Here is a 25,351-nt window from a genome sequence, read left to right as displayed (position 1 = left end):
TCCCTTATCAATTTAGAAAATTAGCATACATGCCCCGATAACCAAGCCCCCATAAATCAAGGCAATCATGGTATACCCCATGATGTCGCGAATCTTCAGACCCGCAATCGCAAGCAATGGAATTGCCCAGAAAGGCTGAATCATATTAGTCCAGCTATCGCCCCAGGCAACGGCCATAACGACCTTAGCTGGATCAACTCCCATTTCAAGTGCAGCCGGTATGACCAGCGGCGCCTGAACTGCCCATTGCCCACCACCCGATGGAATAAAGACATTCAGAATTCCGGCAGATAAAAACGTCCAAAGCGGCAAGGTCGTATCTGTCGAAATATTAATAAAGAAGTTAGAAATCAGGACTGCCAAACCTGAAGCGCTCAGCATTCCCATAATACCTGCGTAGAATGGATATTGCAGAACGAATTGACCGACGCTGCTGACAGATTTCAACAATCCCTGGGCCAGTTCGCGGACATTCGAGAACAACAGCAAGGCTGCTGTAAGGAAGATTAGGTTGACCGTATTCAAATCCAGCGAAAAGCCGTTGGCGATAAAATGATTAATCAAATAACTGAGTCCAAGAAACCCTCCAATGAGCGGAATCAGACGTGTTTTCTCAATTTTGTCATTCGGATAATTGGTTTCTTCACGCGTACTTTCCTCAATAACCGGATCTTCCAGGCGTGATTGTTCCACAATATAGCGGTCTTCAGGATTTTTTGGATGAACCAGGCGCATGACAAACGGCAACGTAAAGAATAAGACCACTACGATGGCGATATTGACTGCTGACAATAAAGTTTCCGAAATAGGGATCAATCCGATTTCTCCTTCAAAGACATGCCCAGCAGTTGCTACAAATAGAGCTGGAGAAGAGGATAAGCCGCCTTCCCAGATCAGGAAACCTGAATAACCGGCAGCGACAAGCACCCGATAGTCGACATCCAGGACTTTCTTGGCAACCAGTTTCGCGATGATGCCTGCTACCACGAGACCGAATGCCCAGCTGATCAGGGAGGCACCGAGTGCTGTGAATGTCACCATCAAAATGGCGGAGTTCGGCGTCTTGGGAATAGCCGCGATTTTTTCAAGCGTGTTTGAAACTGTTTTCGTCAATGCCAAAGCGTAACTTAAAACAAAGGTGGTGATAATCTGAGCCGTGAATGTCAGCAATCCCCACATTCCGTCGCCCCAATAAGTCATCATGTCAAAAGGACTTGAATCCGTAAAAATAACTCCTGCAATAAAAGCGATGGATGTCAAAATAATAGCGAATACGAATGCATCCGGAAGCCATCTTTCTGCAATCCGCGCAAACAGCCCGGCTACTTTTGCGAGGGGGTTATTTTTATTTGCATTCAACACTCTTTCTCTTTCCAACTCTTCTGCAGTTTTTACTTTAGTCATTCCTGCTCCCCCTTAAACCCATTTTTTCATCTGTTGTTTCTGTATCTTTCCGACAGAAGTACGTGGAAAATCATCCGTGAAATGAATTTCCTGCGGTACCTTGAATTTGGCCAGACGTCCACGGCACCAGTCTAATAGTTCGTCCGTTGTCAATTTACGGTTTTCCTTTAAAATGACAAAAGCATGAATGGATTCTTCATAGACCGGATCCGGTACAGAAACGACGGCACTTTCAAATACGGACTCATGTTCATTGATGACTGCTTCGACTTCCCCAGCTGCTATATTTTCTCCCGAACGCTTCATCATATCTTTCTTCCGATCCACAAAGTAGAAAAGTTCAGTTTTCGGATCAATTTTGGCCATGTCTCCGGTATAAAGCCAATTATCCCGAATCGTTTCCGCTGTAGCTGATGGATTTTTGAAATACTCCTTCATGATCGTTACCCCTGGTTCACCGTAAACCGTGATTTCCCCTTCTGTGCCCACCGCCACTTCCTGGCCCTCTTCATCTCTTAGGACGACCGAATAGCCGCAAGCCTCCTTGCCGATGCTGATAGGGTCCTGCAAGTCTGCTACGGGATTCATCAAAGGGATTGCAACAGTTTCCGTCATGCCATATAGCTGACGGAGCTGGGTTTGATACCTCGATCGAAACTCTTCATATTGCTGTTCAGTTAATGCCTGTGCATAAATGACGAGCCTTAATGGATTATCTGCATCTTCAGGATCATAGTCTTTTTTCAGGATCATTTTGATGGGAGCCGAAAAAAGAGAACCGACTGTCGCTTGCAGCCGTTTGGCTTGTTTTACGTAATTGCTTGCACTGAAGCTTTCGGTAATGGCAATGCTGGCTCCTGCATAAAGGGCGGGCATTGCCATATAATACTGGCCATTGCCATGAAACATCGGCAACACAATCAAAACGCGATCTTCCGGCTGATAACCAAGTGTTTCAGCCATCTGTTTTCCGGTATGGAGATAATTCTGCTGTGTCAACACTACGCCTTTCGGCTTTGAGGTTGTCCCTGAAGTATAGAGAATCGCCGCTTCGTCCTGCGAAGCAAGGCTTGGCAGATCCATCAACTGAGTTGCCTGTTCACTTTCCCTCTCCAGCCACTTTCCTTGCCTGTTTTCGCCAAGGCGCGAGAACAGCATCGGCAGTTGAAAGCTCGAAAATTTCTGTTCATATTCTTTTTCAGTAATGATCAGCTTGCTTTCAGAATGGCTTACCAAGTATTTCATTTCTTCCTCCGGCGACAGGATGTTTGTCGGCACCATTACAGCGCCAATGGACAGAATAGCCAACCAGGACTTCATGAACGCACTGCCATTCGGCAGATGCAGCAGTACCTTATCGCCTTTTCGTATACCTTTGTCATTTAATACTTGCGCCAGTTTTCCAACTTGTTCTTGGAATTGTTGGTAGGTCAGCCTTTCTAAACCGCCATTTCTATCCTCGACCACTATGAATTCCTTATCAGGATATTCTTTGCATCTTGCCGCCAGCAGCTCTGCAACAGTTGTGTACTCCATTTCACTCCTCCTTGTTCCCCTCATATTTTCTTAGTTCGCAGTCCATCCACCGTCGATGTAAAGAATTTGCCCCGTCACATAAGTAGAGGCATCCGAAGCAAAAAACAAGGCTGGACCAATCAGTTCATCCGCCCGCCCCATTCTTTTCATCATCGTTCGATTAATGATTTTTTCAAGCCGTTCTTCGTCCTGCAAAAATGGCTCGGTCATAGGTGTAATTATGTAAGCAGGCGCTAATGCGTTGACGGTAATCCCTTGCTCTGCCAGTTCGGACGCCCATACTTTTGTCAGCTGATCAATTCCGCCTTTGCTGGCTGCATAACTTGTCTGCAGTGGATTTCCGATTTTGCCGAGAATCGATGAGATGTTGATGATGCGGCCGCTTTTTTGTAAAATCATCCGTTTGGCTGCTTGCTGCCCCACCAGGAAGATTCCTTTTAAATTGGTGCCGATTACCCGATCCCAATCTTCCTCTTCCACTTCAATCAATGATTTCCGTATATTCATCCCTGCATTATTGATCAGAATATCAATTTGCTGAAACTCCTGATCGATGTAATCGAATAACTTCTCCACTTCTACTTTCGAGGAGACATCAGAAGCTTTCCAGGAAACCTGGTAGCCATGCTTCTTCATTTCATCAGTAGCTTCCACGAGAGCCGTTTCATTTCTTCCGGTAATTAACACTTCCGCTCCTGCACGCGCCAATCCTGCGGCAATTGCAAGTCCAATTCCCTTGCTCCCTCCGGTAACCAACGCTTTTTTTCCGGTCAGATCAAATGTTGGATAGGTGTAATTTTGCATAATGATTTTTCAGCCCTTTCAGTTGAAAGAAAATTCTGTCTTTTTTAGTTATGCGAGTTCACCAGTCAATGTAAATGCACCTATCAGTTTTGTTTCGTCCTGCTGATCTTTGATTTGGATTTCTCCTTCATACTCAGCAAGCAGCATTCCGGTAATAACGAACACTGTTCCTGGGAAAGTCACTGCCTGAAAGCGGACCTGGAAAGATTTTAACTGCCTTTCAGGAAACCATGTTTCTATGGCTGCCGCTGCCCATCCCATCACCAGCATGCCATGAACGATAATATCATCCAGTCCTTTTTCTTTAGCAATGGTAGATACTGTGTGAATTTCATTGAAGTCACCGGATGCACCTGAATACTTTACCAGATCAATAGCAGTAATCGGTTTTTTAATGATTGGCGCCAATTTTTTCATGAGTTCACCTCTGTCATTTCAATGAGGGTGGCTCGGCCAATTACCATCGTTTCATCTCGCTCATTTCTATAAACTGTTTCTAATAGAAAGAAGTTCTTTCCTTTTTTATGAAACTGCTCTTTTACCGTCACTTGAGCCGTGATCATGTCGCCTGCCACTATGGTTTTATAATATTCATAAGCCTGTTCTCCATGCAGCACATTGTTCGGATTAATCTTCAGAAATTTTGAAAACAGCTGATAAAAATTTCGATCATTCCAAAAATCAATGACCGTCGTAAATGTCGGCGGCGCTGGTATTCCCCGGTAACCTGCCGATTGTGCCGCTTCTATATCCCTGTAGATTGGATTTTCCAGTTGCAAGGCTTTTACAAATTCCTTGATTTTTCCCGCTTCCACCAAAAAAGGGGCATAGTCGAAAACCGCCGTTTGTCCACTCATTAGTCCACCTGCTTTTTAAAAATCTTCATTCTATCAATTGTCCGTTCCTGGTTTGGTTGGCTAAATCCACTAAATTCGAAACTGCTTGGTTTAAGTCACTAAAGCGATCATCATCGATTTCTCCAATTTTCCAGCGATAATGGATTTGCTGCAAAATAACGGCAAGCTTATAAAATCCGAAGGTCACGTAGTAATTTACATTGGAAACGTCGCGTCCGCTTTGTTTCGCATACTCCTCAATAAATTCTTTCCTGGTGAAAAACCCTGGCTGATTGGTAACGATGTTGATGCCCATATCAGGTTCATCCGGCCCCCCCCAATAAGCGACTGTCGAACCCAAATCACTTAAGGGATCTCCGATGGTCGATAGTTCCCAGTCTAAGATGCCTACCGCTTTGCCGGGGTCGTCCTGGTCAAGCACCATATTATTCAGTTTAAAATCGTTATGGACAATAGTGGTTTCCGGATTAACCGGAATGTTGGCCGACAGCCACTGCTCCAGTTCTTCCAAAGCCGGAATATCCTCGGTTTTTGACCGGCCGTAGCGTTTGATCCAGCCCTTTACCTGACGTTCCATGAATCCTTCCGGCTTGCCCATATTAGCCATTCCTGCTTCCTGGTAATCAATGGACTGCAGCTGGACCAAAGTGGTAATGACATTTTTTGATATGGCTTCCCCTACCTGGGCAGAGCTGCCATAGGATTCAGGAAGTTCGTCATCGATCACCACGCCTTGTTTTTTCTCCATGATGTAAAAATGCTTATCCATAATTTCTGGATCTTCACAATAGAGATAAGGTTTTGGAGCCAATGGAAAAACCGGATTCACTTTTTCGAGCATACGGTATTCCCTTTCCATGTCGTGTGCCCGCGGCGGTACTTCGCCAAAAGGGGGCCGCCGGAGAACACCTTCCCAGCTGCCGAACCTAACTAAATAAGTCAGGTTCGAATAGCCTTCGGAAAATTGCTGAACACTCATTTCTCCTTCAGGCAAGTCCGGCATCGATTTGCGCAGGTGACTTTCGACTTTTGCCCAGTCAATCGGGTCGTTTATTCTTTCTTCCGCAGTCATCTTATCCACTCCCTGATCCTCAGTCATAAGTAAAGAACCCCTGTCCTGATTTCCGTCCCAATCGCCCTGCTCGAACGTATTTTTTCAATAAAGGCGCCGGTCGGTATTTGGAATCATTGGTTTCATTGTAAAGTGTTTCCGACACAAACAGCATCGTATCCAGGCCGATCAAATCGGTCAATGCAAGCGGCCCGATCGGGTGGCTCGCACCTAGCATCATGCCTTTGTCGATATCTTCCGCTGATGCAATGCCTTCCGATAAAACAAAAATTGCTTCATTGATCATCGGAGTTAGAATTCGGTTGACTGCAAATAACGGTGCTTCCTTAACCGAGATCGCGGTTTTATTGAAGCGTTCTGCCACTTTATGCGCTATTTCAAAAGTTTCATCACTCGTTTGTTCGCCTCTGATAATCTCGACCAATTGCATGACCGGAACTGGATTGAAAAAATGCATGCCGATCACCTTGTCGCTACGTTTGACCGAACTGGCCATTTCGGTGATGCTCAATCCGGAGGTATTGGATGCGAAAATGGCGGAGGGCTTGCAGATGCCATCAAGTTCCCCCAAAAGACTTTTCTTAGGTTCAATTTGTTCAATAATCGCTTCAATAACCAAATCAACATCCTTCAAGTCGCCAATATTACCTGTCGGAGTAATCTTTCCCCGTATTTCGTCACGCTGGTTTTGATCGATTTTTTTCTTCTCAACATTTCTGGCTAACGTCTTTTCAATTCTGGCTACTCCTTTGTCAAGACTTTCCGCGTTGACGTCGTACAAGAAAACATCGTAACCCCCCTCAGCAGCTACCTGCGCAATGCCGTTTCCCATGATTCCTGCACCAACAATCGCTATACTTTTCATCAATCCATCTCCCATCAGGCTTTATTTCCCCTGAAAATCAGCGGTTCGCTTCTCAGCAAATGCTTTGACGCCTTCTTGCATATCCTTGGTTTCGGCGAGCTCTGAAAACAATTGCGTCTCTAATTCTTGCCCGGCCGCTAAACTCATCTCAAGCCCTTCATCAATCGCTTGTTTGGCTTTCGCCACAGCCAGCGGTGCTTTTGATGCTATTGCGTGAGCCAGATTTACCGCATATTCAAATGCTTGCCCTTGTGGAACCACTCTTTCCACTAAGCCTGTTGTATACGCTTCTTCCCCCGACAAGACCTCACCGGATAAAATCAGTTCTTTGGCTTTTCCAGGGCCGACCAGACGCGCCAACCGTTGTGTGCCGCCATAGCCAGGCAAAATGCCGAGCCCTGTTTCCGGCAATCCCAATTTTGCGTTTTCTTCGCAAATTCGGATATCACAGGCTAACACCAATTCCAATCCAGCTCCAAGAGCAAGTCCTTGAACAGCACAAACTACGGGTTTTCCATCAGCCAATTTATCGAAAATCTTTTTTCCTTTTTCAACCAACGCAATGCCGCTATCCTTCGTTAAGCTTGGAAACTGACGAATATCAGCACCTGCAGCAAATGCCTTTTCTCCAGATGCCCGCAATACAATAGCGCGAACCTCTTGTTCCTGATGGATTTCGTCGACTGCTTCGTCCAATTGGTTCAGCAATTCATCCGTCAGTACATTTAATGGGGGATTATTCAAAGTCAGTACTGCAATGGTTCCTTGACGCTCGAGCTCAATCACCGTCCAATGTTCTTTCTTCAATGGATCTCCTCCTCCAAGATCTTCTCGTATTAATCTTCTGATGGTCGTTGACAATTTTTCCTTCTGTATAAAGGGGAACCACATCAATTTTCTCGTGATGGCGAAGAACAAATTCTACAGAACCCGTAAAATCGAAATGCTTCAATAAATGCGCTGTTTCACATTCATACAACTCTTTAAAGGATGCTGCATCTGCATGACAATAGGCTTCTCTCGCCAACTTTGATGAATCTGATAATTCATAATCCCCTTTTTTCAGCAAGTGTTCGATTATCTGCCCCGCCCCAATAAAGTCTTCCATAGAAAAACGGTCATCGTTTCCCGAACAGACCAAAACGACAGAGGAATTGTCCTGCTGCAGATGAATCCGTTCTGCGATTAAATGGCCGTTGACCAAAGATGAGACAAAAAGAACATTGGCTTTGCTCGCTTTTTCAATGGCGATCGTGCCATTTGTCGAGCAGATGATAGCGGCTTTTTTCTTATCACTCAATCTGATTAGACAAGGATCTGGGTATTGAAATCCGTGGATGGATTCTCCCTTTGTTTCTCCCAATAATATATGCGGTTCACTATATTGCTTGGAAAGCTCTATAGCCTGACTGCTGTCCTTCACTGCATAAATGGGTTCGAAATTGTTTTCAAGTAAAAAAGCGATCGTTGAAGTTGCAAGAAAAACGTCAATGACGACTGCTGTGCATCCTTTCAACTTCTCTTCTGCTACTGCTTCTTTTTGAGTTATGACATGCACTTTCCTCATCACAATCAAATCCTTTAGGTTTATCCCACTTCAATGGGTCAGTAAGATTCCAGAAAAACATGCAAGTTCGTGGTGAATGAACTTTTTTCCCCTGCTTTATGCCAGCATCTTCAAAAAATATTCGGCATAAATATCTTCTATTTTTTCTTTGCTGAACTTGCCTTCCTGGGAATACCACACTTGCACCCAGTTCGTAGCACCCAAAATAATCATCCGTGCCATCTTTTTGTCAGAAACATTGAACTCTCCCCGTTTCACGCCTTCTGCAATAATCCTGTCGAAAATCCCTGCGTATTGATCGCGCTTCTGTATAATTTCTTCTATATTTTCTTCTGAAAAAAGCTGTTCCGGTTTCACGATCAGATTAAAAACCTCTTTTTCCCGTATCGCGATGTCCAAATGAGTTTTGACGGCTTTTTTCATTTTTTCCATCGAAGACAAATCCTCTGAAAAGATTGCTTCCACCTGTTCCATAGCCGCTGACAAGATAAGGTCATGGCAACTGTACAGCAGCTCTTCTTTATTTTTGAAGTAATAATAAAGAGCTCCTTTAGTCATCAGCAATTCTGCGGCAATGTCTTCCATGGTCGCATTATGATAGCCGTTTCTAGAAATGACCAAACTAGCAGAACGAAGAATATCCTCTTTTTTCTTAGCTGCTTTTCGTTCACGCAGACTCATGCCACCACCTCATTCAATCGTTTTCATAGTACTTCTTCAGGAACAGATTTAGTTTCTTTCATGACCAAAGAAGGGTTTTTCTCTAAAATATTTTTGATTAGAATAAAGACGTTTTCAACGATGATTAGAGCAAATGCAATGGGAATCAGGAAAAACAATGGATATAAGGGATATAAGGTTCCCGCTGCCGGAAACGCTGTCTTGCGCTCCAAGCCGCTCATAGCGTATTCCCAGCTGAACTGGACGATTAGCACAAGAATAAACAGTTCGAGCAGCAACATGAAGAAAATCAATATTCTCTGCGCTGTGCTATTTAGTTTTTCCAGTATCAGATCCATTTTCGGCAACACACCGGACGCATATACATATGCGAGGCCCGGAAAGACGACAAGAGGCATCATATAGTTCTGAATGATTTCAAACCCTCCGCGTATTGAGCTTGAAAAGAAAGTACGCATCGTCACATCGTACACAATCATTAGCATCATCAGGAGTACACTGATTCCACTGATCCATATTCCTGCCAGTTTAATGTAGTGAAAAATTTTATAGGCCTTCCATACACCATTCATTTAAGTCCACTCCCTTCAGTTGCTCACATGGAATTCGGCAGCCATGTGGCAAGCCCTGGAAAAGCAATCATCAAACCACAAACGACGACCATAGCGACAATGGCGAAAACCATGGAAATACGGAATATTGATCCAGAACTGATCCCGCTGACTCCAGCAACTGCATAAACACTCAGTCCGACCGGCGGCGTGATCAACCCAATCGTGCAAATGACGGCAACAAATACCCCAAACCAAAGAATATCAACCTGCAGCTCCTGAATAATTGGCAGGATGACTGGAATGGACATCAAAATTACCGCAGCACCTTCGATGAACATGAACATGATGAACAAGACGACCGAAATGGCAATCAGCACCAATACAGGTGTGTCCATGATTGGTTCAATCAATTCAATCAATCGTCTCGGCAGTAAGGATAAAGAAACAAAGCGGCCAAAAATCTGAGCGCCAATCATAATGATCATGACCATTCCGGTAAGTTTGACAGTTTCGACTACAGAGGTTTTGAAAAACTGGAAATTGACTTTCCCCAGCACCAATGCGGCGATCAAACCGACAAACGCCCCTACTGCACCTGCCTCAGTCGGCGTAAATACTCCCGAATAAATGCCTCCAAAAATAACAACCACGATGAGTATGGCAATAACGCTCACAATGAGTAAGCGGATAACGGACAATTTTTCCGGCAGCGGTGCGTCTTGGATGACGGGCTCTTCGATTTGCGAACGTTTTTTTCTATCCAACCGAAAATACAGAAGCATCACAAGGATGAAAACAATCATAGTCAGTATCCCAGGAATGAACGCTCCAACAAACAGGCTGCCTACAGGAGTCTCAGTTGCTACTCCATAAAGAATTAGAATAATGCTGGGTGGAATAATTCCCGATAAAGAACCTCCTGACGCTGCAATCGCTCCAGCAAGCGGTGCACTGTAGCCGTGTTTGCGCAGCTCTGGAATTGCCACTTGCCCAAGCGAGGCGGAAGTTGCGGTACCAGAACCGGAAACTGCGCCAAGTAACCCGCCGATGATTAAGGTCAAAATGCCAAGCAAACTATTTTTCCCTTTGGAAACCTTATGGACCATGTAAAAAATGTCCTGTACCAGTCCTGACTGAAGAATAAATTGCGCCATTAATACGAAAAGCGGAATGGTCGTCAACGTATAGCTCGCGACGCGGTTGAACGGTTCATTGCCCAGCAGGCCTGGAAGTATCCCAAAACCCTCCAGTAGGATCAAGCCGATTATTCCGCTCGCGAGGAGGACGGAATGTATATAGAGACCTGCTATCAACAGGACAATCATCATCGCCAGAATAATTCCTATGACCAGTAAGTTATCCATTTCAAGACCTCCTTGCATCAAATTATAGAAAAAAGGAATAGCCATTATGACGAGAAGCTATTCCCTTTTCCCGAAACGGCTATTCTAAATCCATAATGGCTTCTGGTACTTCGCCGCCTTCTTCAATTAGAAGATCTCTCCACACCTTAACCAAGTCATTTCCAGGTAATCCATTTTCCTCTAATAATGTTGCGTAGTCGGTCCATGTCTCTTCAATCCCCTGGTTGAAATGATCCTGGACTGCCGGATCCAAATCTGCGAAATCTACGAATTTTCCGCCATTCGCTTCATTTTCAGGAATAATCTCTTCTGCACGGTCAATCCACTCCTGAGCGCCTGATTCAAACAGCTCTTCATTTGCCTGTGTCATCGCTTCTTGTACGTTTTCGGGCATTTCTTCCCATTTGTCTTGGCTCATTCCAATAAAGGCATTAAAATGTCCGAAATTGATGCCGGTTAAGGTGTAGCGGAATAAATCCTGGAAGCCGTAGCCTGTCCAGTCGGCAATACTGTAAAACGCTCCTTCAAATGTCCCTCTGCTCAATGAATCATAGATTTCCACGGCCGGCATCGTGACGCTGTTGATCCCTGTTTTAGCTGCATAAATCTCATGGATTCTGGAAGGCGTTCGAAGTGAAGTGCCTTCTACGTCACTGACTGCATTAAATTCATGGCCAGTTGTTGAAATGGAATATTCCTGTGTAGTGGATATCGGAAACACTTTGAAATTACCAAACTGCATCTCCGTATAAGTCTGTCCATCTGCCAGTTCCTCTTCACTTTCAAGAAGTTTTCTCCACGCATTGGAAGCAATCAATGTGTCGGAATGATTCAGCGGCAGCATCGTCACTTCCGCCATCGGGAATTGGTCCGGCTGGTAAATCGGAAGAACGATAGCTACATCCACTGTCCCGGTCTCAAGCGCTTCCGCTTCATCGGGAACCGATACCAGTTCTCCTCCAGTGAAAGATTCAAATTGAACCTGACCTTCCGTCAATTCTTCCACCCGTTCCATCCAAGGCACCATTGATGCTTCCCACCAGGTATGCTGGGCGCTGAGTCCGGTAGCTGCACGCAAGGTAATTGTTTCTCCTTCTGAAGAAGATCCACCTGATTCTTCGCCGCCACCGCATCCTGCTAAAAGAAGAACTACACCCAGACCAGCTGCTGAAAAGCGAAATTTGAATGATTTCATAAATTTTCCCTCCATCCGTTTAATGTAGTGATTGTAAAAACTTTTTTGTACCTCTTACAAAAATCAATCCTATTTCCATTAAATCGAGGAACCTGTTTATCAAAAAAGATGAAGTGCTGCTTTAATGATCCTGTGCCTGAGAGATTGCCTGAATCATCCATTTCTGCTTTGTTGTGATTCTACCAGCTCACTTATGGCTTAACTATCAGCTTTCCATAAGTTTTTCGATCACCCAATAAATCCAAAGCATCCGGCACTTTATCGAATGGATATTCTTCATAAATCATTGGACGAACAGCTCCCGTTTCATACAAAGCCATCAATTTATGATGCGCTTTCATCACCTCTTCCGGATATAAATTACGGAACAAACCAAAGTGGACACCTACAACAGAGTAATTTTTTATCAATGCATGGTTGGTCGGCGCGTCTGCAATCCGCCCTCCCGCAAATCCGATGACCAATAAACGCCCTTCAAAAGCGATGCATTTTCTGGAACGGTCGAAAGTATCCCCGCCGACAGGGTCAAAGATGACATCAGCACCTTTTCCACCGGTCCTTTCTTTGACAATGGAAACGAAATCTTCCGTCCGGTAGTTGATGACCTGATCGGCGCCAAGCTCTTTGCAAATTGCTGTTTTTTCGTCGCTGCCGGCTGTCGCAATAACGGTGGCACCGGCCGCTTTACCGAGTTGGATGGCTGCAGAACCGACACCACCCGAACCCGCATGCACCAATAAGGTTTCTCCCTGTTGAATACGGGCCGTCCGGTGCAGAGCGAAATACGCTGTTTGGTACGTAATGAATAAAGCAGCTGCTTCGCTGTAGGAAAGCGAGTCAGGAATCGGGAAAACCCCTTCTTCTTTTACAATCACCCATTCAGCAAGACCGCCATTCGGCAATTGCGGAGTCGCCAATACACGCTGCCCTGCTTGCATATCCACTCCTTCTCCTGCTTTTTCCACTACACCTGAAATTTCAGCACCTGGTGTAAAGGGAAGGTCAGGCTTTTCCTGATATTTCCCTTGGCATTGCAGGATATCGAAAAAATTTAAAGCAGCCGCCTCAACTTTCACAAGCACTTCGCCAGCTTTTGGTTCTGGATTTGGAAGTTCCGCAAGTTCAAGCGCTTCCTGTGGATCTCCTGTCCGGACCACTGTCCAAGCTTTCATTACAACACCCTCCTCTATTTCACATTTGAACTTTCCTTCAATTGTTCGCGCAGTTCAAGGCGGCCGACATCACGCAAATGAACCTGATCCGGTCCGTCGACCAAACGAAGTGTCCGGGCATTGGCGTAATGTGCCGCTAATGGGAAATCTTCCGTTAAGCCGGCTCCGCCAAAAACCTGCATTGCGCGATCGATGACATTCAAGGAAACACGCGGTGCTGCAATTTTGATCATTGCAATTTCTTTACGTGCCGCTTTGGCACCTTCCATATCAATTTTATGGGCAGCATGCAAGGTCAGCAGGCGTGCCTGTTCTATTTCAATCCGGCTTTCCGCAATGATTTCTTTAATGACGTCTTTTTCTGCCAAAGTCGAACCGAACGCTTCTCTACTGTCAGCCCGTTTACATAATAACTCCAGTGCACGTTCCGCAGCACCGATGGCGCGCATGCAATGATGGATGCGTCCTGGCCCGAGGCGGCCCTGTGCAATTTCAAAGCCTCGCCCTTCGCCTAGCAGCATATTCGTTGCCGGTACACGAACATTGGTGTAATGGACTTCGGCATGTCCCTGCGGTGCATCATCATAACCGAAGACTGTCAATGGACGGATGATCTCCACTCCCGGTGTATCGAAGGGAACCAGAATCATCGACTGTTGCTGGTGTTTGGCAGCAGTAGGATCTGTTTTCCCCATGACAATCGCGATTTTACAGCGCGGGTCCATCGCTCCTGTTGTCCACCACTTTTTGGCGTTGATGACATATTCATCCCCGTCGCGGACGATGCTGCTTTGAATATTGGTGGCGTCAGAAGAAGCGACAGCCGGCTCGGTCATTGAAAAGCAGGAACGAATCTCCCCGCGCAGCAATGGTTCCAGCCATTGTTTTTTCTGCTCTTCCGTTCCGTATTTGATGAATACTTCCATATTGCCGGTATCCGGTGCATTGCAGTTGAAAAGTTCGGGTGCAATCAGAGAACGGCCCATGATTTCGCAGAGATGTGAGTAATCGTAATTTGATAAGCCCGCTCCGTATTCCGGGTGATCCAGAAATAAGTTCCATAAACCCTGTTCTTTTGCTTTTTCTTTCAGCTCTTCAATAATCGGTGGAATCGTCCAGCGGTCTTCTGCTTCTTGCAGGTATTTCTCAACCGTCGATTCGTTCGGATAGACGTAATCATCCATGAACTTCAGTAATTTCCCTCTTAACTCTTCAGCTTTCGGTGATAATTCTTTAAGCATTAGTTTTTCCCCCAGTATTTTTCAACGTATTTTTTAAAATTTTTCCGGATGCGTTTCTCGGCAGGCTATCGATCAACTCAAATTCTTCAGGCACCTTAAATTTTGCCAACGATTTTCTGCAATGCTCTCTTAAAGCAGTAAAATCATCACCATCCAATTTCGGACCCACCACAAATGCTTTTACTTTTTCTCCAAAAACCGGATCTGGTTCACCGATGACAGCCGCTTCCACTACATCAGGATGTGCTTTTAATACATCCTCGACTTCAATCGAGAATATCTTCTCTCCGGCGCGATTGATCATGTCCTTCTTGCGATCCCTAATGTAAATGAATCCGTCATCATCCTGGATTCCCAAGTCACCTGAATGCCAATAACCATCCGTAAAGCTGGTTTGATTGGCTGTCGGATTGTCCCAGTACTCTTTAATGATCATCGGCCCTTTAATATAAAGCTCACCTGACTCTCCCACCGGACATTCTTTTCCTTCCGGATTCATGACTTTTATATCCGCTACTTTTACAGGAAGGCCAACTGAAGTCACTTTGGAATCTGGATATTTCACCGGCATCAATGTCGCCGGTGAAGTTGTTTCCGTCGCTCCATAAGCGTTGTGCAGCTGAGCATTAGGAAACGCTTTTTTCAACATCGTGAAAGTTTGCTGATAAATCGGCGAACCGCCAAAAGCCACTTTCTTCACAAAGTCAAACGAGTGTTTTTGAAACTCTTCACTGGTGGACATCATGATGAAAATGGTGGGTACATTAAATAGGAAATTGATTTTGTATTGCAGTATCCGATTGATGTATTCCTCGTTCTGGTAACGACGCATACTGTAAGCCGTACCCCCGACATAGAACATATGTAAAAGCTGTCCGACAAGTCCGGTTACATGAAACATCGGTACAGCAATCAAAGTGTTAAATGTCTCATCAGTTTCAAAAACCATTTTATAATTCATCAAACTGTGAATAACGTTAATGTGGGTTAGTACCGCGCCTTTAGGACGACCGGTAGTTCCAGATGTGTACAAGATGAAAATACCGTCTTCTTCTGTGACCTTGGTTTGTTGAAAAGGCGTTTCCTTTTCCAAAAGCTGTTCATAGGAGTTTTGTCCATCGATGACAAAGATGTTATCTGGCGTTACAACCGATTCCGAGTTAGCTTTTTCCACTTTATCCATGAATTCATCTTCACTGATAATGACGCTCGGTTTGGAATGGCCAAGAATATATTGAAGCTCTTCCACCGCTAATTTAACGTTGATGGGAACCATGATCGCTCCAATTTTTGCACAGGCAATGACCAACAAAGGGAATTCTGCGCGGTTTCCGACAACAACTGCTACTCGATCTCCTTTTGCAATTCCCTGCTTCTGAAGGTTAGCTGCAATAACGGAAGACAGCTCCTCTATTTGCCGATAGCTCAACGATTGATCTTCAGTCACCACTGCAGACTTTTCTGCGAAAGCTTTGCTGCTGGTACTGACAATCTCCCCAATCGTCTGAGGCCGCTCTTTGAATACCTTGACTCCTCCTCGTCCAAACAAGCTTATTTCTAGAAGTTCCATAAAACGCCTCCTTCTCTTGAATGAAAGCCCTTACATTTTAAATCAAAAAATAAATAGTCAAATTTTTTCTACTATTGCTTCAAAGTTAGTATAATTGTTCTGTTTTTGAATTACAAGTCAAATTTTTAATTATCAGAATTTTTTTCAAAAAAAAGAAGCGCTTCGATATACTCCAAGCGCTCCTTGCTTTTATTCTCCTAAATCCACATTATGATAAACCTGTTGAACATCTTCTAAATCTTCAATGGCATCGATCATTTTTTCGAATTGCGTCTGAGCATCTTCCGGCAGAGGCAATTCATTTTGAGCAAGCATCGTCAGCTCGGCTACCGTAAATTCTGTAATACCGGCACTTTTGAATGCTTCCTGCACCAAATGGTACTGATCCGGTTCTGCATAGACGATAACGCCGTCTTCTTCTTCCATGACGTCACGGACATCGATATCCGCTTCCATCATCAATTCCAACACTTCATCAGCTGTTTTGCCTTCGATGCCGAATACAGCTGTATGATCGAACATATAAGCGACCGATCCGCTGACGCCCATATTGCCGCCATTTTTGCCGAAAGCTGCACGAACATCCGATGCCGTCCGGTTTACATTGTTTGTCAAAGTATCCACAATCACCATAGAGCCGTTAGGGCCGAATCCTTCATAGCGCAATTCATCATAGCTTTCTTCAGATCCGCCTTTGGCCTTTTCCACTGCCCGGTCAATAATTGCTCTCGGGATACTATAGGTTTTTGCACGTTCCAAAACTACCTTTAAGGCTTGGTTCGACTCGGGATCCGGCTCGCCTTGCTTCGCAGCTACATATATTTCACGTCCGAATTTCGCATAAATCCGGCTTGTGTTGGCATCTTTGGATGCTTTCTTCTCTTTAATATTATTCCATTTGCGTCCCATTAAATTTCCTTCTCTCTATAAATTCTCATTTTCTATGAAGTTCACTATGTACTATTATAGTATATATTTTTGGGATGTAACGTATTTTGCAGTTAAAAACCTTAGTTTCTATCTGATCAAATACTTTGAATTCAAGATTAATTAGGAGTAGTGTTGAGTTGTAAAGAAAACAACAACTTTATAGGAGGAACTTATAATGGCAGAAAACAAAGTCTTAATCATCACAGGTGGCGCCAGCGGAATTGGACGTCATGCTTCATATCAATTAGCAAAAGAAGGCTATTCCATTGTGGTAGCCGATTTCAATGAAGACGGTGCTAATGAAACCGTGTCTCATATTGAATCTGAAGGCGGAAAAGCCGCCTCATTCAAAGTGGATGTGTCAAAAGCGGAGCAAGTGGAAGCGATGGTCGACTTCGCTGTCGAGAAATTTGGCACTTTGAACGGCATTTTCAATAATGCAGGCATCGGTCTTGTAAAGCCTTTGCTTGAAATGGATCCTGCTTCCTACCATAAAGTAATTGATGTCGATCAGCACAGTGTCTATTACGGAATCTACTACGGCGCAAAGAAAATGGTAGAGCTCGGTACAACCGGCGCAATCGTCAACACTGCGTCAATTTATGGCTCAATGGCTGCTAAAGGCAGCTTCAACTATAATGCTGCAAAAGCTGCTGTCGTCATGATGTCAAAATCAGGAGCGCTTGAACTTGCTGAACATGGCATTCGTGTAGTGGGCGTCGCCCCTGGATTTATTGATACACCTATTCTCGGGGAGGATCCCGAAATGAAAAAAGCACTTTCAGCTCTGCATATGCACAATGAGCTGATTCAGCCTGAAAAAGTGGCGAATGTCGTCAAATTCTTGTTCTCTGAAGAAGCCGCAGCCATCAATGGGTCAACCGTTGCCGTGGACGATGGCTTCCTGAGTTTCAAATAACTTTTAGCTTAAATTAGTTTACAATAAAAACGCAGCCTATTTCAGGCTGCGTTCAGACTGTAGACAAAGTCAAACCAAAATGAATAGGATGTATAAACCAACCGGTCTGGCCACTTCGCTTTCCGTGGGCTCAGCTTCAGCCTCCTCGTCACTGCGTTCCTGCGGGGTCTTCAGCTTTCGCTGATACCACAGGAGTCTTCGTGGCCAGCCCGGTTTAAAACGTGTTGGTTCAATCAAAGGAAGTAGCCTGCTAGTCTTCTTGGGATAAATAAAGCCTGAGTAAGATTGCTAAAAAATCCTTCACTCGAGGATCCGGAGCGCAAGGCGGCGACTCCTGCGGGAAAGCGAAGTGCCGAAATCCACTCGGACGTAAGGCCGAGTTAGTTCGGCGCAAGCCCGCGGAACGCGTCCGCCTGGAGCGCAGGATCCGGTGCAAGTAAGATGAAATAAGGTTTCATTCGTTTAGTAGTATATATTCTTTTGTCTATAAGCTCAATGCAGCCTATTGCAGGCTGCGTTTTTGTTATACTTTGTCCGTCCGGTGATATTCAGAAATCTGGATGACCCGAACGCCCCTGGTGTTCAATTCATGATAAATTCCCCGGCTGTCGTGGAAAGAGATATACTGATCGCGCTCACTCTGTATCAGCTTTTCCGCCTTCTCCTGGGATTCGGCATGGATAAAACGGCGAATATAATGCTCTTCATCGAAAAAATAAGTCACTTTAAATTCTTTCATCATGATCCTCTCCTTATAATTGATAGGGGGCTTTTTGATGGAAATAATTTGGCTTGACCAAAGAATTGTTATAGGGCTTATGGAAAATATGGGTCGTAGCCGGAGACATCGGCGGAATCAGCCACGCCCAGTTACCAGTGACGTCGCGCCCTTCCAGTTCTTCTTTTTTCTCGAAATTTTTGAATTGCTTGGCGGCTGTATGGTGATCGACGATGGTCACACCTGCTTCTTGGAAAGATTCCAAAACGGCAATATTCAATTCAACCAAAGCTCTGTCCTTCCATAAAGAACGGTTCGACTGCGTATTTAATTGCATAAGTTCTGCCACAGCAGGCAAGAAATTATAACGTTCTTCGTCCGCCAGATTTCTTGCGCCGATTTCGGTACCCATATACCAGCCATTAAAAGGGGCCATCTTGTATTCGATTCCACCGATTTCCAATCGCATGTCTGAAATAATAGGAATTCCATACCACTTGATGTCCAACTGTGAAAATTCCGGTATTTCCGGATGGCCGATTTCGACTTCCATAATCGACTGATTGGGAATTTCTTTCAAAACAGGCTTCTCTCCCGGCAATTGGATCACCAATGGCAACACATCAAAAGCCGTGCCTGCTCCTTGCCATCCAAGTCCCTGGCAATGTTTCGTGAATTCCACTGAACTTGAATCGCCGATAACACCGTCAGGAGTTTCGTACCCCGCGTAACGGATCAACTGATGATTCCATAAGCGTATGGAGTCTTCATTTTTCTGCGTTGCCCGGAATACTGTAATGGCTGGCCGGATTTTTCCTTGGTTTGATGCAAAATCGATATGCTTTATCAGTGCATCAAATATACCTTCTGCCGTCGTTTGATGACGCTCGTCAAACACTGTAAGAGAGTTCCAGAACAATCGGCCGATGCAGCGGTTATTGTTTCGCCAGGCCATGCGTGCTCCATGTTCCAACTCTTCATAACTGTGGGTGTAAGTTCCTGTCTGTTCGATTTCCAATTCGATTTCGAGCAGCCTTTCGGCTTTCAGCTGCTTACTCTTGCCCAATTCTTCATAGCAAATTTCTATATAGTCAATGGCTTCTTCCAATAAAAACATGGTCGAATTGCTTATTGTCATTGTTTTCACTCCCTGCCCATATCATATCACCTGCCCCTTGTTCTTTTCAGTGACAGAACTCCGAACTCCCTATGTTTTTATCCCCTTTTCCAGTACACTTAAGCAAAGTAAAAATATTGTCAGGAGGAACTCAAACCGATGGTCAAAGCGATTTTTTTCGATTTAGATGATACTTTATTATGGGACAAGAAAAGTGTTGAAAAAGCGTTCCAGGAAACGTGCCAATTGGCTGAAGAATTAACGGGCCAAAATTGTTCCGGCTTGGAAGAAGCAGTAAGAGCTGCAGCAACTGAGCTTTACGCAGGATATGATACATATGAGTTCACCAAAATGATCGGCATTAATCCCTTTGAAGGACTTTGGGGAACCTTTGACGATGAAGGAACTGATTTTCAGCAAATGAAAACCATTGTTCCAGCTTATCGAAAGGAATCCTGGACAGCCGGCTTGAAAAAAATCGGCATTGAAAACAGTTCCCATATCGGTGGTCAGCTTGCTGAATACTTCCCTGAAGCCCGTAAAAGAAACCCTGTTCTTTACGAAGAAAGCCTAAAGGTATTGGAAGACTTAAAAGGACATTATCAATTACTACTTTTGACGAATGGTTCTCCGAGCCTGCAGCAGTCCAAACTTGAAATCACACCGGAAATCGCTCCTTTCTTTGACCACATCATCATATCCGGCGCTTTTGGAAGAGGAAAACCGGATCCGAGCATCTTCCATCACGCTTTATCGCAGTTCGGTTTTTCTGCAGATGAGGTGTTGATGGTTGGAGACAATTTGATGACAGATATCATCGGGGCCGAAAAAGCGGGGATCCGTTCTGTCTGGGTAAACCGGGAACAAAAAGCTCCGCATGAATCCATTATTCCGACATACGAAATCCAGCATTTAGAAGAATTGCTTCAGCTGCTGGAACAAATTTAAACACAAAAGAGGCCCTCATGGCGAGGGCCTCTTTTGTGTCATTTATAGATTGATGGGTGTCACTCCCTCAATTTCATCCAGTTTGGCTAGTTGCTCCAGACTGCTGGTTTCGGCTGGTTTATCGATGGACAGCATCATGATTGCATCTCCGCCTATATTCGAGCGTCCCACCTGCATGGTGGCAATGTTGACATTTTCTTGACCGAGCAAAGTTCCGACACGTCCGATAACACCCGGACGGTCATTATGGCGAACATATAGCAAATGCCCTTCTGGCACCACATCCACTAAATAATCATCTACTTTGACGATACGTGCGCCTTGTCCATTTAATAAGGTGCCGGCTGCTTTTCGTGTTCCTTTTGCCGTTTTCACTTCTACCGTGATCAGGCTTGTAAACCCTTTGGATTCTGTAGTCTTTTGCTCGTTCACGACAATTCCTTTTTGATTGGCGATGTACATGGCATTAACGTCATTGACATGTTTGCCAAGATGGCGCTTCAGCATGCCTTTCAACATATTGCGCGTCAACGGTCCGACTTCCATATTGGCTAAATCACCAGCATAGCGGACATTGACTTCCTCGGCAGCTGCGCCGGTCAAGTCCGTTAAAAAGGCGCCTAAACGCTCTGACAAATCAAAGTAAGGTTCGATTTTCTTCATGATTTCTTTTGGTACAGACGGCAGATTCACTGAATTGCGGACAGTTCCCGTCGTGAAGTAGCTGACTACGTCCATGCTGACATCCACAGCTACGCTTTCCTGAGCTTCAAAGGTGCTCGCACCCAAATGAGGCGTTGCAATGATTTCCGGCAAATCCAGCAAACGGAAATCAACCATGGGCTCCTGTTCAAAAACATCCAGTGCCGCTCCGGCCACTTTGCCTGATTTCACTGCATCGAACAACGCATTTTCATCGATGATGCCGCCGCGGGCACAATTGACGATTTGGACGCCATCTTTCATGATTTCAAATGCCTCTTTATTGATCAAATGCTTGGTCTCTTTCAATAATGGCGTATGAACAGTAACAAAATCTGCCACTTTCAGCACATCTTCCACCGATCCAAAATCCACTCCCAGTTTTTCCGCTTTTTCAGCAGTCAGAAACGGATCGTAAGCAATGATGTTCATCCGCTGGCCTTTTGCACGTGCCGCTACTTCTTGGCCGATCCGGCCAAACCCGACTACTCCAAGCGTTTTGTTTTTCAACTCGACGCCTACATAGGACTTGCGATCCCATTTTTGATTGCGCAAAGCATGAAACGCTTGAGGGATTTTGCGTGCCATTGACATGAGCATTGCCATCGTATGTTCAGCGGCTGAGTTGGTATTGCCATCTGGTGCATTGACCACGATAATGCCATGCTCTGTAGCAGCTTCCAGATCAATGTTGTCGACGCCGACCCCTGCACGCCCGATAATCTTCAAATTTGACGCTTTTTCAATCAATTCCCGAGTTACCTGTGTCTGGCTCCGGACCAGCAACGCGTCAAATCCGTCAATACGCTCGCCCAATTGTTCAGGTGTTAAATTGGTTTCCATAACAATATTCACGCCATTTGCCTGACGAAGTGGGTAGATTCCTTCTTCGCTGAGTGGATCACTGATCAAAACATGAAAAGTCATTTAGTTTCCTTCCCTTCTGTTAAAAAGACTTGCTGTGCAGCGGCAATCCCTTTGCCGAGTTCGATTTCTTTTCCTACTTTCATCAAACCGATTTCCATCGCTGCGATTGTCTGCAGTACATCTGCTGGCGAGCAATAGCCCATATGGCCGATACGGAATATCTTTTTCGCCAGATGCTGCTGTCCGCCGGCTACTTCTAAAGCAAATTCTTTTTTCATTACTTTGCGGAATTCTTCCGGGTCGAAATCATCTGGTTTTACTGCCGTGACTGTCGGCGATGCATCTTTATCGGAAGTCAGCAATGGGATGCTCAATGCTTTAAAGGCAGCACGGGTCATGTTCATCATCAAGCGGTGTCTAGCATACACATTTTCCAGCCCTTCTTCTTCAAGCAAGTCAAGCACTTGCTGCAAACCGAATAAAATTGATAATGCCGGTGTAAAAGGTGTCGTATCTTTTAATATATTGTCGCGGTGCTTTTTAAGGTCTAAGTAAAAACGCGGCTGAGGATTAGCTTCGATTTTCTTCCAAGCGCGGTCACTCGCAGCAATAAATGAAAGTCCTGCCGGCAGCATAAAGGCTTTTTGTGAACCGGTGACAACCACGTCGATCCCCCATTTGTCCATTTCGGTTTCTGTGCCGGCTACACAAGACACGCCGTCGACAATGACCAAAGCTTCAGATACTTCTTTTACAGCGGCTGCCAATTCTTTGATTGGATTCAGCACGCCAGTAGAAGTTTCGCAGAATGTCGAGAAGACCACTTTGATTTCTGGATGCTCCAAAAGAAAATTTTTTACCGCTTCCGGATCAACTGCCAATCCCCATTCCACTTCAAAGACATGGGTTTGAATATCATATGCTTTACAAATTTTCGCAAACCGATCTCCGAATGCACCTGTTACGAGTACGAGAACTTCTTCTCCAGGAGCAACCGTATTAACTACGGCGGTTTCCAGTCCTGCAGTTCCGCTGCCTGTAAGAATCACGACTTCCTGCTTGGTTCCAAAAACCCGTTTCAATTTCGGTCTGATGTCGCTGATCATTTCAGATGTGCTTTGGCCACGGTGGCCGATCATCGGTTGTGCCATTGCGCGTTGCACGCTTGGCGGAATTGGAGTTGGTCCTGGGATTCGTAAAATTTGTTGGTCTGTCAGCATAATAGATTTCATTCCCCTCTCGATTTCCCCGCTTTTGCGGGCAGTGATTGTATAAAGACGACAAAAAAGACTCTTCGCCCTTACATAAAGATGCAAGGGGCGAAGAGTCTTCCATTTCGCGGTACCACCCTAATTCACTGTCAGTAATTTGACAGTCTCATTGGTTCACATGCGTAACGGACATGACACGGATGGACCTACTGGGGTGTTCAATCCATCTATTCAGGAGTGCTGCAAAATGCCGAAACCACTGATTCTCACCAACCATCAGCTCTCTTGAAATTTCTCTGCACAAAGCGTATCTCCATCAACATAGTTAATCTGTATATTTGAATTGACTCCATCATATACAGCTTAAAATCCATTGTCAATATATAAAAAATATTTAGACTTTTTGAAAACGGTTCCATTTTTCATAAACCTAGAAGCCGTATAGCTCTAATAAAAACAAAAAATATTTTCATAATTTGATTTAGTGAATCAATTTGTTCCTTTTTTCAGAATTGAGTGTATTTTTGTTATAATGGTTATGAATTTATTTCAAAGGAGGAACTGATATGGCAATCGACTCTGCAGTCAGCGGCTACTTATCGAGCAATAGGAATCGCTTTGAATCAATCAGCCAATATGTTTGGGAACATCCTGAAACGCGCTACCAAGAATTTGAGTCAGCTTCTTTTTTAGCTGATGAACTTGAAAAAGAAGGGTTTATCGTTGAACGGGGAGTGGGCGGCATCGAAACAGCATTTGTTGCATCCTACGGTGAAGGAAAGCCTGTCATCGGGTTTTTGGGTGAATTCGATGCCTTATCCGGACTCAGTCAAAAAGCCAATTCAACCCAACAAGAACCTTTGGAGCAGGGCGGGGTTGGGCATGGCTGCGGGCACAACCTGCTTGGCACAGGCTCCCTCGCTGCGGCATATGCGGTTAAAGCTTATCTTACGGAAAACGATATTAGCGGAACCGTGAAGTTTTATGGATGTCCTGCCGAGGAAGGCGGTTCCGGAAAAACCTTCATGGTGCGTGAAGGGGTTTTTGACGGCTTGGATGTTGCGTTAACCTGGCATCCTTCTTCTGCGAATACAATCATGAGTTTATCCAGCCTTGCCAACTACCAGGTCTATTTCCGATTTAAAGGCATCGCTTCGCATGCAGCAAATTCCCCCCATTTAGGACGCAGTGCATTGGATGCAGTGGAGTTGATGAATGTCGGCGTCAATTACTTGCGCGAGCATGTCGTACAGGAAGCGCGAATGCATTACGCCATCACCAACAGCGGAGGATTTTCACCGAACGTTGTTCAGTCTGAAGCGGAAGTGCTGTATTTGATCCGCGCGCCTAAAGTCGCACAAGTAGATGAAATCTATAAACGTGTCTGTAAAATTGCGGAGGGTGCTGCATTGATGACCGAAACCAGTATGACGATCGTCTTCGATAAAGCTTGCTCCAATTATGAACCCAATCGAACACTGGAAACGATTCTAAACGATAAATTACACGAAGCAGGGGCAATCAGTCCCACAGCTGAAGAAAAGGAATTTGCTGCCGACATTTGGCAGACCTTGTCTGAAGGCGAAAAAAATAATTTCCTTGCCGGCATCAAAAGTTTTGGCTACAGCGGTGACGGCAGCGAGTTCGAAGGCAAATACCTTTCGGACATCATTTCCGATTATGTCCCATCCGATGAAGTCATGGCAGGTTCCACCGACGTTTCGGATGTCAGCTGGGTGGTCCCGACAGCTCAATTGACTACTGCCACGTCAGCACTTGGGACACCTCTTCATACTTGGCAAATGGTAACGCAAGGCATCAGCTCGTTTGCCCACAGCGGCATGCTACTGTCTTCCGAAGCTATGGCGAACACTGCCATCCATTTGTTCAATAATCCTAAAGATCTGCAGGCAATCAAAGACGAACATGAACAGAAGCGGGCGAAAGAACCGTATACTTGTCCAATACCAGAAGGCGTCAAGCCATCGGCTGTAAAATAAGCTAACGTTATAGAGCATTAAAAAAGACGGCAGGAAAAATTCTGCTGTCTCAGACTG

The 25,351-nt window shown here is 44.9% G+C and carries 24 protein-coding genes and 1 other annotated feature; of the genes, 3 read left to right on the top strand and 21 right to left on the bottom strand.

The window, feature by feature from the left end:
• Window positions 1-12: 12 nt before the first annotated feature.
• The 17 genes from FQV26_RS02915 to FQV26_RS02835 all read right to left on the bottom strand — a co-directional run bounded on the left by FQV26_RS02915 (window position 13) and on the right by FQV26_RS02835 (window position 16,791).
• Window positions 13-1,404: a short-chain fatty acid transporter gene (locus FQV26_RS02915; protein ID WP_146555870.1), complete on the bottom strand. Its 1,392-nt coding sequence runs from the start codon at window positions 1,402-1,404 to the stop codon at window positions 13-15.
• Between the two features lie 12 nt (window positions 1,405-1,416).
• On the bottom strand, window positions 1,417-2,940 hold the full coding sequence (locus tag FQV26_RS02910) for a class I adenylate-forming enzyme family protein (RefSeq protein ID WP_146555869.1): 1,524 nt from the start codon (window positions 2,938-2,940) through the stop codon (window positions 1,417-1,419).
• Between the two features lie 30 nt (window positions 2,941-2,970).
• On the bottom strand, window positions 2,971-3,744 hold the full coding sequence (locus FQV26_RS02905) for an SDR family NAD(P)-dependent oxidoreductase (RefSeq protein ID WP_146555868.1): 774 nt from the start codon (window positions 3,742-3,744) through the stop codon (window positions 2,971-2,973).
• A gap of 48 nt (window positions 3,745-3,792) precedes the next feature.
• Entirely contained in the window at window positions 3,793-4,161 is a 369-nt protein-coding gene (locus tag FQV26_RS02900) for a MaoC/PaaZ C-terminal domain-containing protein (protein WP_146555867.1), read from the bottom strand.
• On the bottom strand, window positions 4,158-4,601 hold the full coding sequence (locus tag FQV26_RS02895; RefSeq protein ID WP_146555866.1) for an FAS1-like dehydratase domain-containing protein: 444 nt from the start codon (window positions 4,599-4,601) through the stop codon (window positions 4,158-4,160). Before FQV26_RS02895 ends, FQV26_RS02900 begins: the two co-directional genes overlap by 4 nt.
• Before the next feature lie 25 nt (window positions 4,602-4,626).
• Window positions 4,627-5,700 carry a phosphotransferase family protein gene (locus tag FQV26_RS02890; RefSeq protein ID WP_261384252.1) on the bottom strand — a complete coding sequence of 358 codons (1,074 nt, stop codon included), beginning with the start codon at window positions 5,698-5,700 and terminating at the stop codon, window positions 4,627-4,629.
• The gene (locus tag FQV26_RS02885) at window positions 5,693-6,538 is read right to left on the bottom strand and encodes a 3-hydroxybutyryl-CoA dehydrogenase (protein ID WP_146555865.1); all 846 of its coding nucleotides are present in this window, start codon (window positions 6,536-6,538) and stop codon (window positions 5,693-5,695) included. Before FQV26_RS02885 ends, FQV26_RS02890 begins: the two co-directional genes overlap by 8 nt.
• A gap of 21 nt (window positions 6,539-6,559) precedes the next feature.
• A complete protein-coding gene (locus FQV26_RS02880; protein ID WP_261384251.1) occupies window positions 6,560-7,345 on the bottom strand; it encodes an enoyl-CoA hydratase/isomerase family protein in 786 nt (261 codons plus the stop codon).
• The gene (locus FQV26_RS02875) at window positions 7,317-8,105 is read right to left on the bottom strand and encodes a 2-phosphosulfolactate phosphatase (RefSeq protein ID WP_146555864.1); all 789 of its coding nucleotides are present in this window, start codon (window positions 8,103-8,105) and stop codon (window positions 7,317-7,319) included. Before FQV26_RS02875 ends, FQV26_RS02880 begins: the two co-directional genes overlap by 29 nt.
• Before the next feature lie 96 nt (window positions 8,106-8,201).
• Window positions 8,202-8,786 carry a TetR/AcrR family transcriptional regulator gene (locus tag FQV26_RS02870; protein WP_146555863.1) on the bottom strand — a complete coding sequence of 195 codons (585 nt, stop codon included), beginning with the start codon at window positions 8,784-8,786 and terminating at the stop codon, window positions 8,202-8,204.
• Window positions 8,787-8,809: 23 nt separating this feature from the next.
• A complete protein-coding gene (locus tag FQV26_RS02865) occupies window positions 8,810-9,358 on the bottom strand; it encodes a TRAP transporter small permease (RefSeq protein ID WP_146555862.1) in 549 nt (182 codons plus the stop codon).
• A 23-nt stretch (window positions 9,359-9,381) separates the two neighbouring features.
• Window positions 9,382-10,704: a TRAP transporter large permease gene (locus tag FQV26_RS02860; RefSeq protein WP_146555861.1), complete on the bottom strand. Its 1,323-nt coding sequence runs from the start codon at window positions 10,702-10,704 to the stop codon at window positions 9,382-9,384.
• A gap of 79 nt (window positions 10,705-10,783) precedes the next feature.
• On the bottom strand, window positions 10,784-11,899 hold the full coding sequence (dctP, locus tag FQV26_RS02855) for a TRAP transporter substrate-binding protein DctP (protein ID WP_146555860.1): 1,116 nt from the start codon (window positions 11,897-11,899) through the stop codon (window positions 10,784-10,786).
• A gap of 191 nt (window positions 11,900-12,090) precedes the next feature.
• Window positions 12,091-13,071 (bottom strand): NADPH:quinone oxidoreductase family protein, encoded by a 981-nt coding sequence (locus FQV26_RS02850; RefSeq protein ID WP_146555859.1) that lies wholly within the window; start codon window positions 13,069-13,071, stop codon window positions 12,091-12,093.
• A gap of 14 nt (window positions 13,072-13,085) precedes the next feature.
• Window positions 13,086-14,312: an acyl-CoA dehydrogenase family protein gene (locus tag FQV26_RS02845; protein WP_146555858.1), complete on the bottom strand. Its 1,227-nt coding sequence runs from the start codon at window positions 14,310-14,312 to the stop codon at window positions 13,086-13,088.
• Window positions 14,305-15,882 (bottom strand): class I adenylate-forming enzyme family protein, encoded by a 1,578-nt coding sequence (locus FQV26_RS02840; RefSeq protein WP_146555857.1) that lies wholly within the window; start codon window positions 15,880-15,882, stop codon window positions 14,305-14,307. Before FQV26_RS02840 ends, FQV26_RS02845 begins: the two co-directional genes overlap by 8 nt.
• A 189-nt stretch (window positions 15,883-16,071) precedes the next feature.
• Window positions 16,072-16,791 carry a YebC/PmpR family DNA-binding transcriptional regulator gene (locus FQV26_RS02835; RefSeq protein WP_146555856.1) on the bottom strand — a complete coding sequence of 240 codons (720 nt, stop codon included), beginning with the start codon at window positions 16,789-16,791 and terminating at the stop codon, window positions 16,072-16,074.
• Window positions 16,792-16,987: 196 nt separating this feature from the next.
• On the opposite strand from FQV26_RS02835, the gene FQV26_RS02830 reads away from it, so the two are divergent.
• Window positions 16,988-17,731, top strand: a complete 744-nt coding sequence (locus FQV26_RS02830) for an SDR family NAD(P)-dependent oxidoreductase (protein WP_146555855.1) — start codon at window positions 16,988-16,990, stop codon at window positions 17,729-17,731.
• 523 nt (window positions 17,732-18,254) lie between these two features.
• On the opposite strand, the gene FQV26_RS02825 is transcribed toward FQV26_RS02830, so the two are convergent.
• Both FQV26_RS02825 and FQV26_RS02820 read right to left on the bottom strand, forming a co-directional pair.
• Window positions 18,255-18,470: a hypothetical protein gene (locus tag FQV26_RS02825; protein ID WP_146557746.1), complete on the bottom strand. Its 216-nt coding sequence runs from the start codon at window positions 18,468-18,470 to the stop codon at window positions 18,255-18,257.
• Between the two features lie 13 nt (window positions 18,471-18,483).
• Window positions 18,484-19,587, bottom strand: a complete 1,104-nt coding sequence (locus tag FQV26_RS02820; protein WP_146555854.1) for a nitric oxide synthase oxygenase — start codon at window positions 19,585-19,587, stop codon at window positions 18,484-18,486.
• Between the two features lie 138 nt (window positions 19,588-19,725).
• Here FQV26_RS02820 and FQV26_RS02815 point away from each other — a divergent pair, with 138 nt between their 5' ends.
• On the top strand, window positions 19,726-20,514 hold the full coding sequence (locus FQV26_RS02815; RefSeq protein WP_146555853.1) for an HAD family hydrolase: 789 nt from the start codon (window positions 19,726-19,728) through the stop codon (window positions 20,512-20,514).
• Window positions 20,515-20,556: 42 nt separating this feature from the next.
• Here the strand turns inward: FQV26_RS02815 and serA are convergent, their stop codons facing one another.
• Together serA and FQV26_RS02805 are read right to left on the bottom strand one after the other, a co-directional pair.
• The gene (serA, locus tag FQV26_RS02810) at window positions 20,557-22,143 is read right to left on the bottom strand and encodes a phosphoglycerate dehydrogenase (protein ID WP_146555852.1); all 1,587 of its coding nucleotides are present in this window, start codon (window positions 22,141-22,143) and stop codon (window positions 20,557-20,559) included.
• Window positions 22,140-23,303 carry a pyridoxal-phosphate-dependent aminotransferase family protein gene (locus tag FQV26_RS02805; protein WP_146557745.1) on the bottom strand — a complete coding sequence of 388 codons (1,164 nt, stop codon included), beginning with the start codon at window positions 23,301-23,303 and terminating at the stop codon, window positions 22,140-22,142. Before FQV26_RS02805 ends, serA begins: the two co-directional genes overlap by 4 nt.
• Window positions 23,304-23,395: 92 nt before the next feature.
• Window positions 23,396-23,623: a binding site (T-box leader), on the bottom strand.
• A 237-nt stretch (window positions 23,624-23,860) separates the two neighbouring features.
• Here FQV26_RS02805 and FQV26_RS02800 point away from each other — a divergent pair.
• On the top strand, window positions 23,861-25,294 hold the full coding sequence (locus FQV26_RS02800; RefSeq protein WP_146555851.1) for a M20 family metallopeptidase: 1,434 nt from the start codon (window positions 23,861-23,863) through the stop codon (window positions 25,292-25,294).
• Window positions 25,295-25,351 lie beyond the last annotated feature (57 nt).

The sequence above is a fragment of the Planococcus sp. CPCC 101016 genome (assembly GCF_007859295.1).
Classification (GTDB): Bacteria; Bacillota; Bacilli; order Bacillales_A; family Planococcaceae; genus Planococcus.
The sequence above is the reverse complement of the archived record's forward strand: the minus strand, read 5'-3'. Positions and strand labels throughout refer to the sequence as shown.

What these genes read in the sequence shown, in the direction of transcription:
- FQV26_RS02915 (WP_146555870.1), bottom strand. Translation starts at nt 1,404, where the DNA reads ATGACTAAAGTAAAAACTGCAGAAGAGTTGGAAAGAGAAAGAGTGTTG.
- FQV26_RS02910 (WP_146555869.1), bottom strand. Translation starts at nt 2,940, where the DNA reads ATGGAGTACACAACTGTTGCAGAGCTGCTGGCGGCAAGATGCAAAGAA.
- FQV26_RS02905 (WP_146555868.1), bottom strand. Translation starts at nt 3,744, where the DNA reads ATGCAAAATTACACCTATCCAACATTTGATCTGACCGGAAAAAAAGCG.
- FQV26_RS02900 (WP_146555867.1), bottom strand. Translation starts at nt 4,161, where the DNA reads ATGAAAAAATTGGCGCCAATCATTAAAAAACCGATTACTGCTATTGAT.
- FQV26_RS02895 (WP_146555866.1), bottom strand. Translation starts at nt 4,601, where the DNA reads ATGAGTGGACAAACGGCGGTTTTCGACTATGCCCCTTTTTTGGTGGAA.
- FQV26_RS02890 (WP_261384252.1), bottom strand. Translation starts at nt 5,700, where the DNA reads ATGACTGAGGATCAGGGAGTGGATAAGATGACTGCGGAAGAAAGAATA.
- FQV26_RS02885 (WP_146555865.1), bottom strand. Translation starts at nt 6,538, where the DNA reads ATGAAAAGTATAGCGATTGTTGGTGCAGGAATCATGGGAAACGGCATT.
- FQV26_RS02875 (WP_146555864.1), bottom strand. Translation starts at nt 8,105, where the DNA reads ATGAGGAAAGTGCATGTCATAACTCAAAAAGAAGCAGTAGCAGAAGAG.
- FQV26_RS02870 (WP_146555863.1), bottom strand. Translation starts at nt 8,786, where the DNA reads ATGAGTCTGCGTGAACGAAAAGCAGCTAAGAAAAAAGAGGATATTCTT.
- FQV26_RS02865 (WP_146555862.1), bottom strand. Translation starts at nt 9,358, where the DNA reads ATGAATGGTGTATGGAAGGCCTATAAAATTTTTCACTACATTAAACTG.
- FQV26_RS02860 (WP_146555861.1), bottom strand. Translation starts at nt 10,704, where the DNA reads ATGGATAACTTACTGGTCATAGGAATTATTCTGGCGATGATGATTGTC.
- dctP (WP_146555860.1), bottom strand. Translation starts at nt 11,899, where the DNA reads ATGAAATCATTCAAATTTCGCTTTTCAGCAGCTGGTCTGGGTGTAGTT.
- FQV26_RS02850 (WP_146555859.1), bottom strand. Translation starts at nt 13,071, where the DNA reads ATGAAAGCTTGGACAGTGGTCCGGACAGGAGATCCACAGGAAGCGCTT.
- FQV26_RS02845 (WP_146555858.1), bottom strand. Translation starts at nt 14,312, where the DNA reads ATGCTTAAAGAATTATCACCGAAAGCTGAAGAGTTAAGAGGGAAATTA.
- FQV26_RS02840 (WP_146555857.1), bottom strand. Translation starts at nt 15,882, where the DNA reads ATGGAACTTCTAGAAATAAGCTTGTTTGGACGAGGAGGAGTCAAGGTA.
- FQV26_RS02835 (WP_146555856.1), bottom strand. Translation starts at nt 16,791, where the DNA reads ATGGGACGCAAATGGAATAATATTAAAGAGAAGAAAGCATCCAAAGAT.
- FQV26_RS02830 (WP_146555855.1), top strand. Translation starts at nt 16,988, where the DNA reads ATGGCAGAAAACAAAGTCTTAATCATCACAGGTGGCGCCAGCGGAATT.
- FQV26_RS02825 (WP_146557746.1), bottom strand. Translation starts at nt 18,470, where the DNA reads ATGAAAGAATTTAAAGTGACTTATTTTTTCGATGAAGAGCATTATATT.
- FQV26_RS02820 (WP_146555854.1), bottom strand. Translation starts at nt 19,587, where the DNA reads ATGACAATAAGCAATTCGACCATGTTTTTATTGGAAGAAGCCATTGAC.
- FQV26_RS02815 (WP_146555853.1), top strand. Translation starts at nt 19,726, where the DNA reads ATGGTCAAAGCGATTTTTTTCGATTTAGATGATACTTTATTATGGGAC.
- serA (WP_146555852.1), bottom strand. Translation starts at nt 22,143, where the DNA reads ATGACTTTTCATGTTTTGATCAGTGATCCACTCAGCGAAGAAGGAATC.
- FQV26_RS02805 (WP_146557745.1), bottom strand. Translation starts at nt 23,303, where the DNA reads ATGCTGACAGACCAACAAATTTTACGAATCCCAGGACCAACTCCAATT.
- FQV26_RS02800 (WP_146555851.1), top strand. Translation starts at nt 23,861, where the DNA reads ATGGCAATCGACTCTGCAGTCAGCGGCTACTTATCGAGCAATAGGAAT.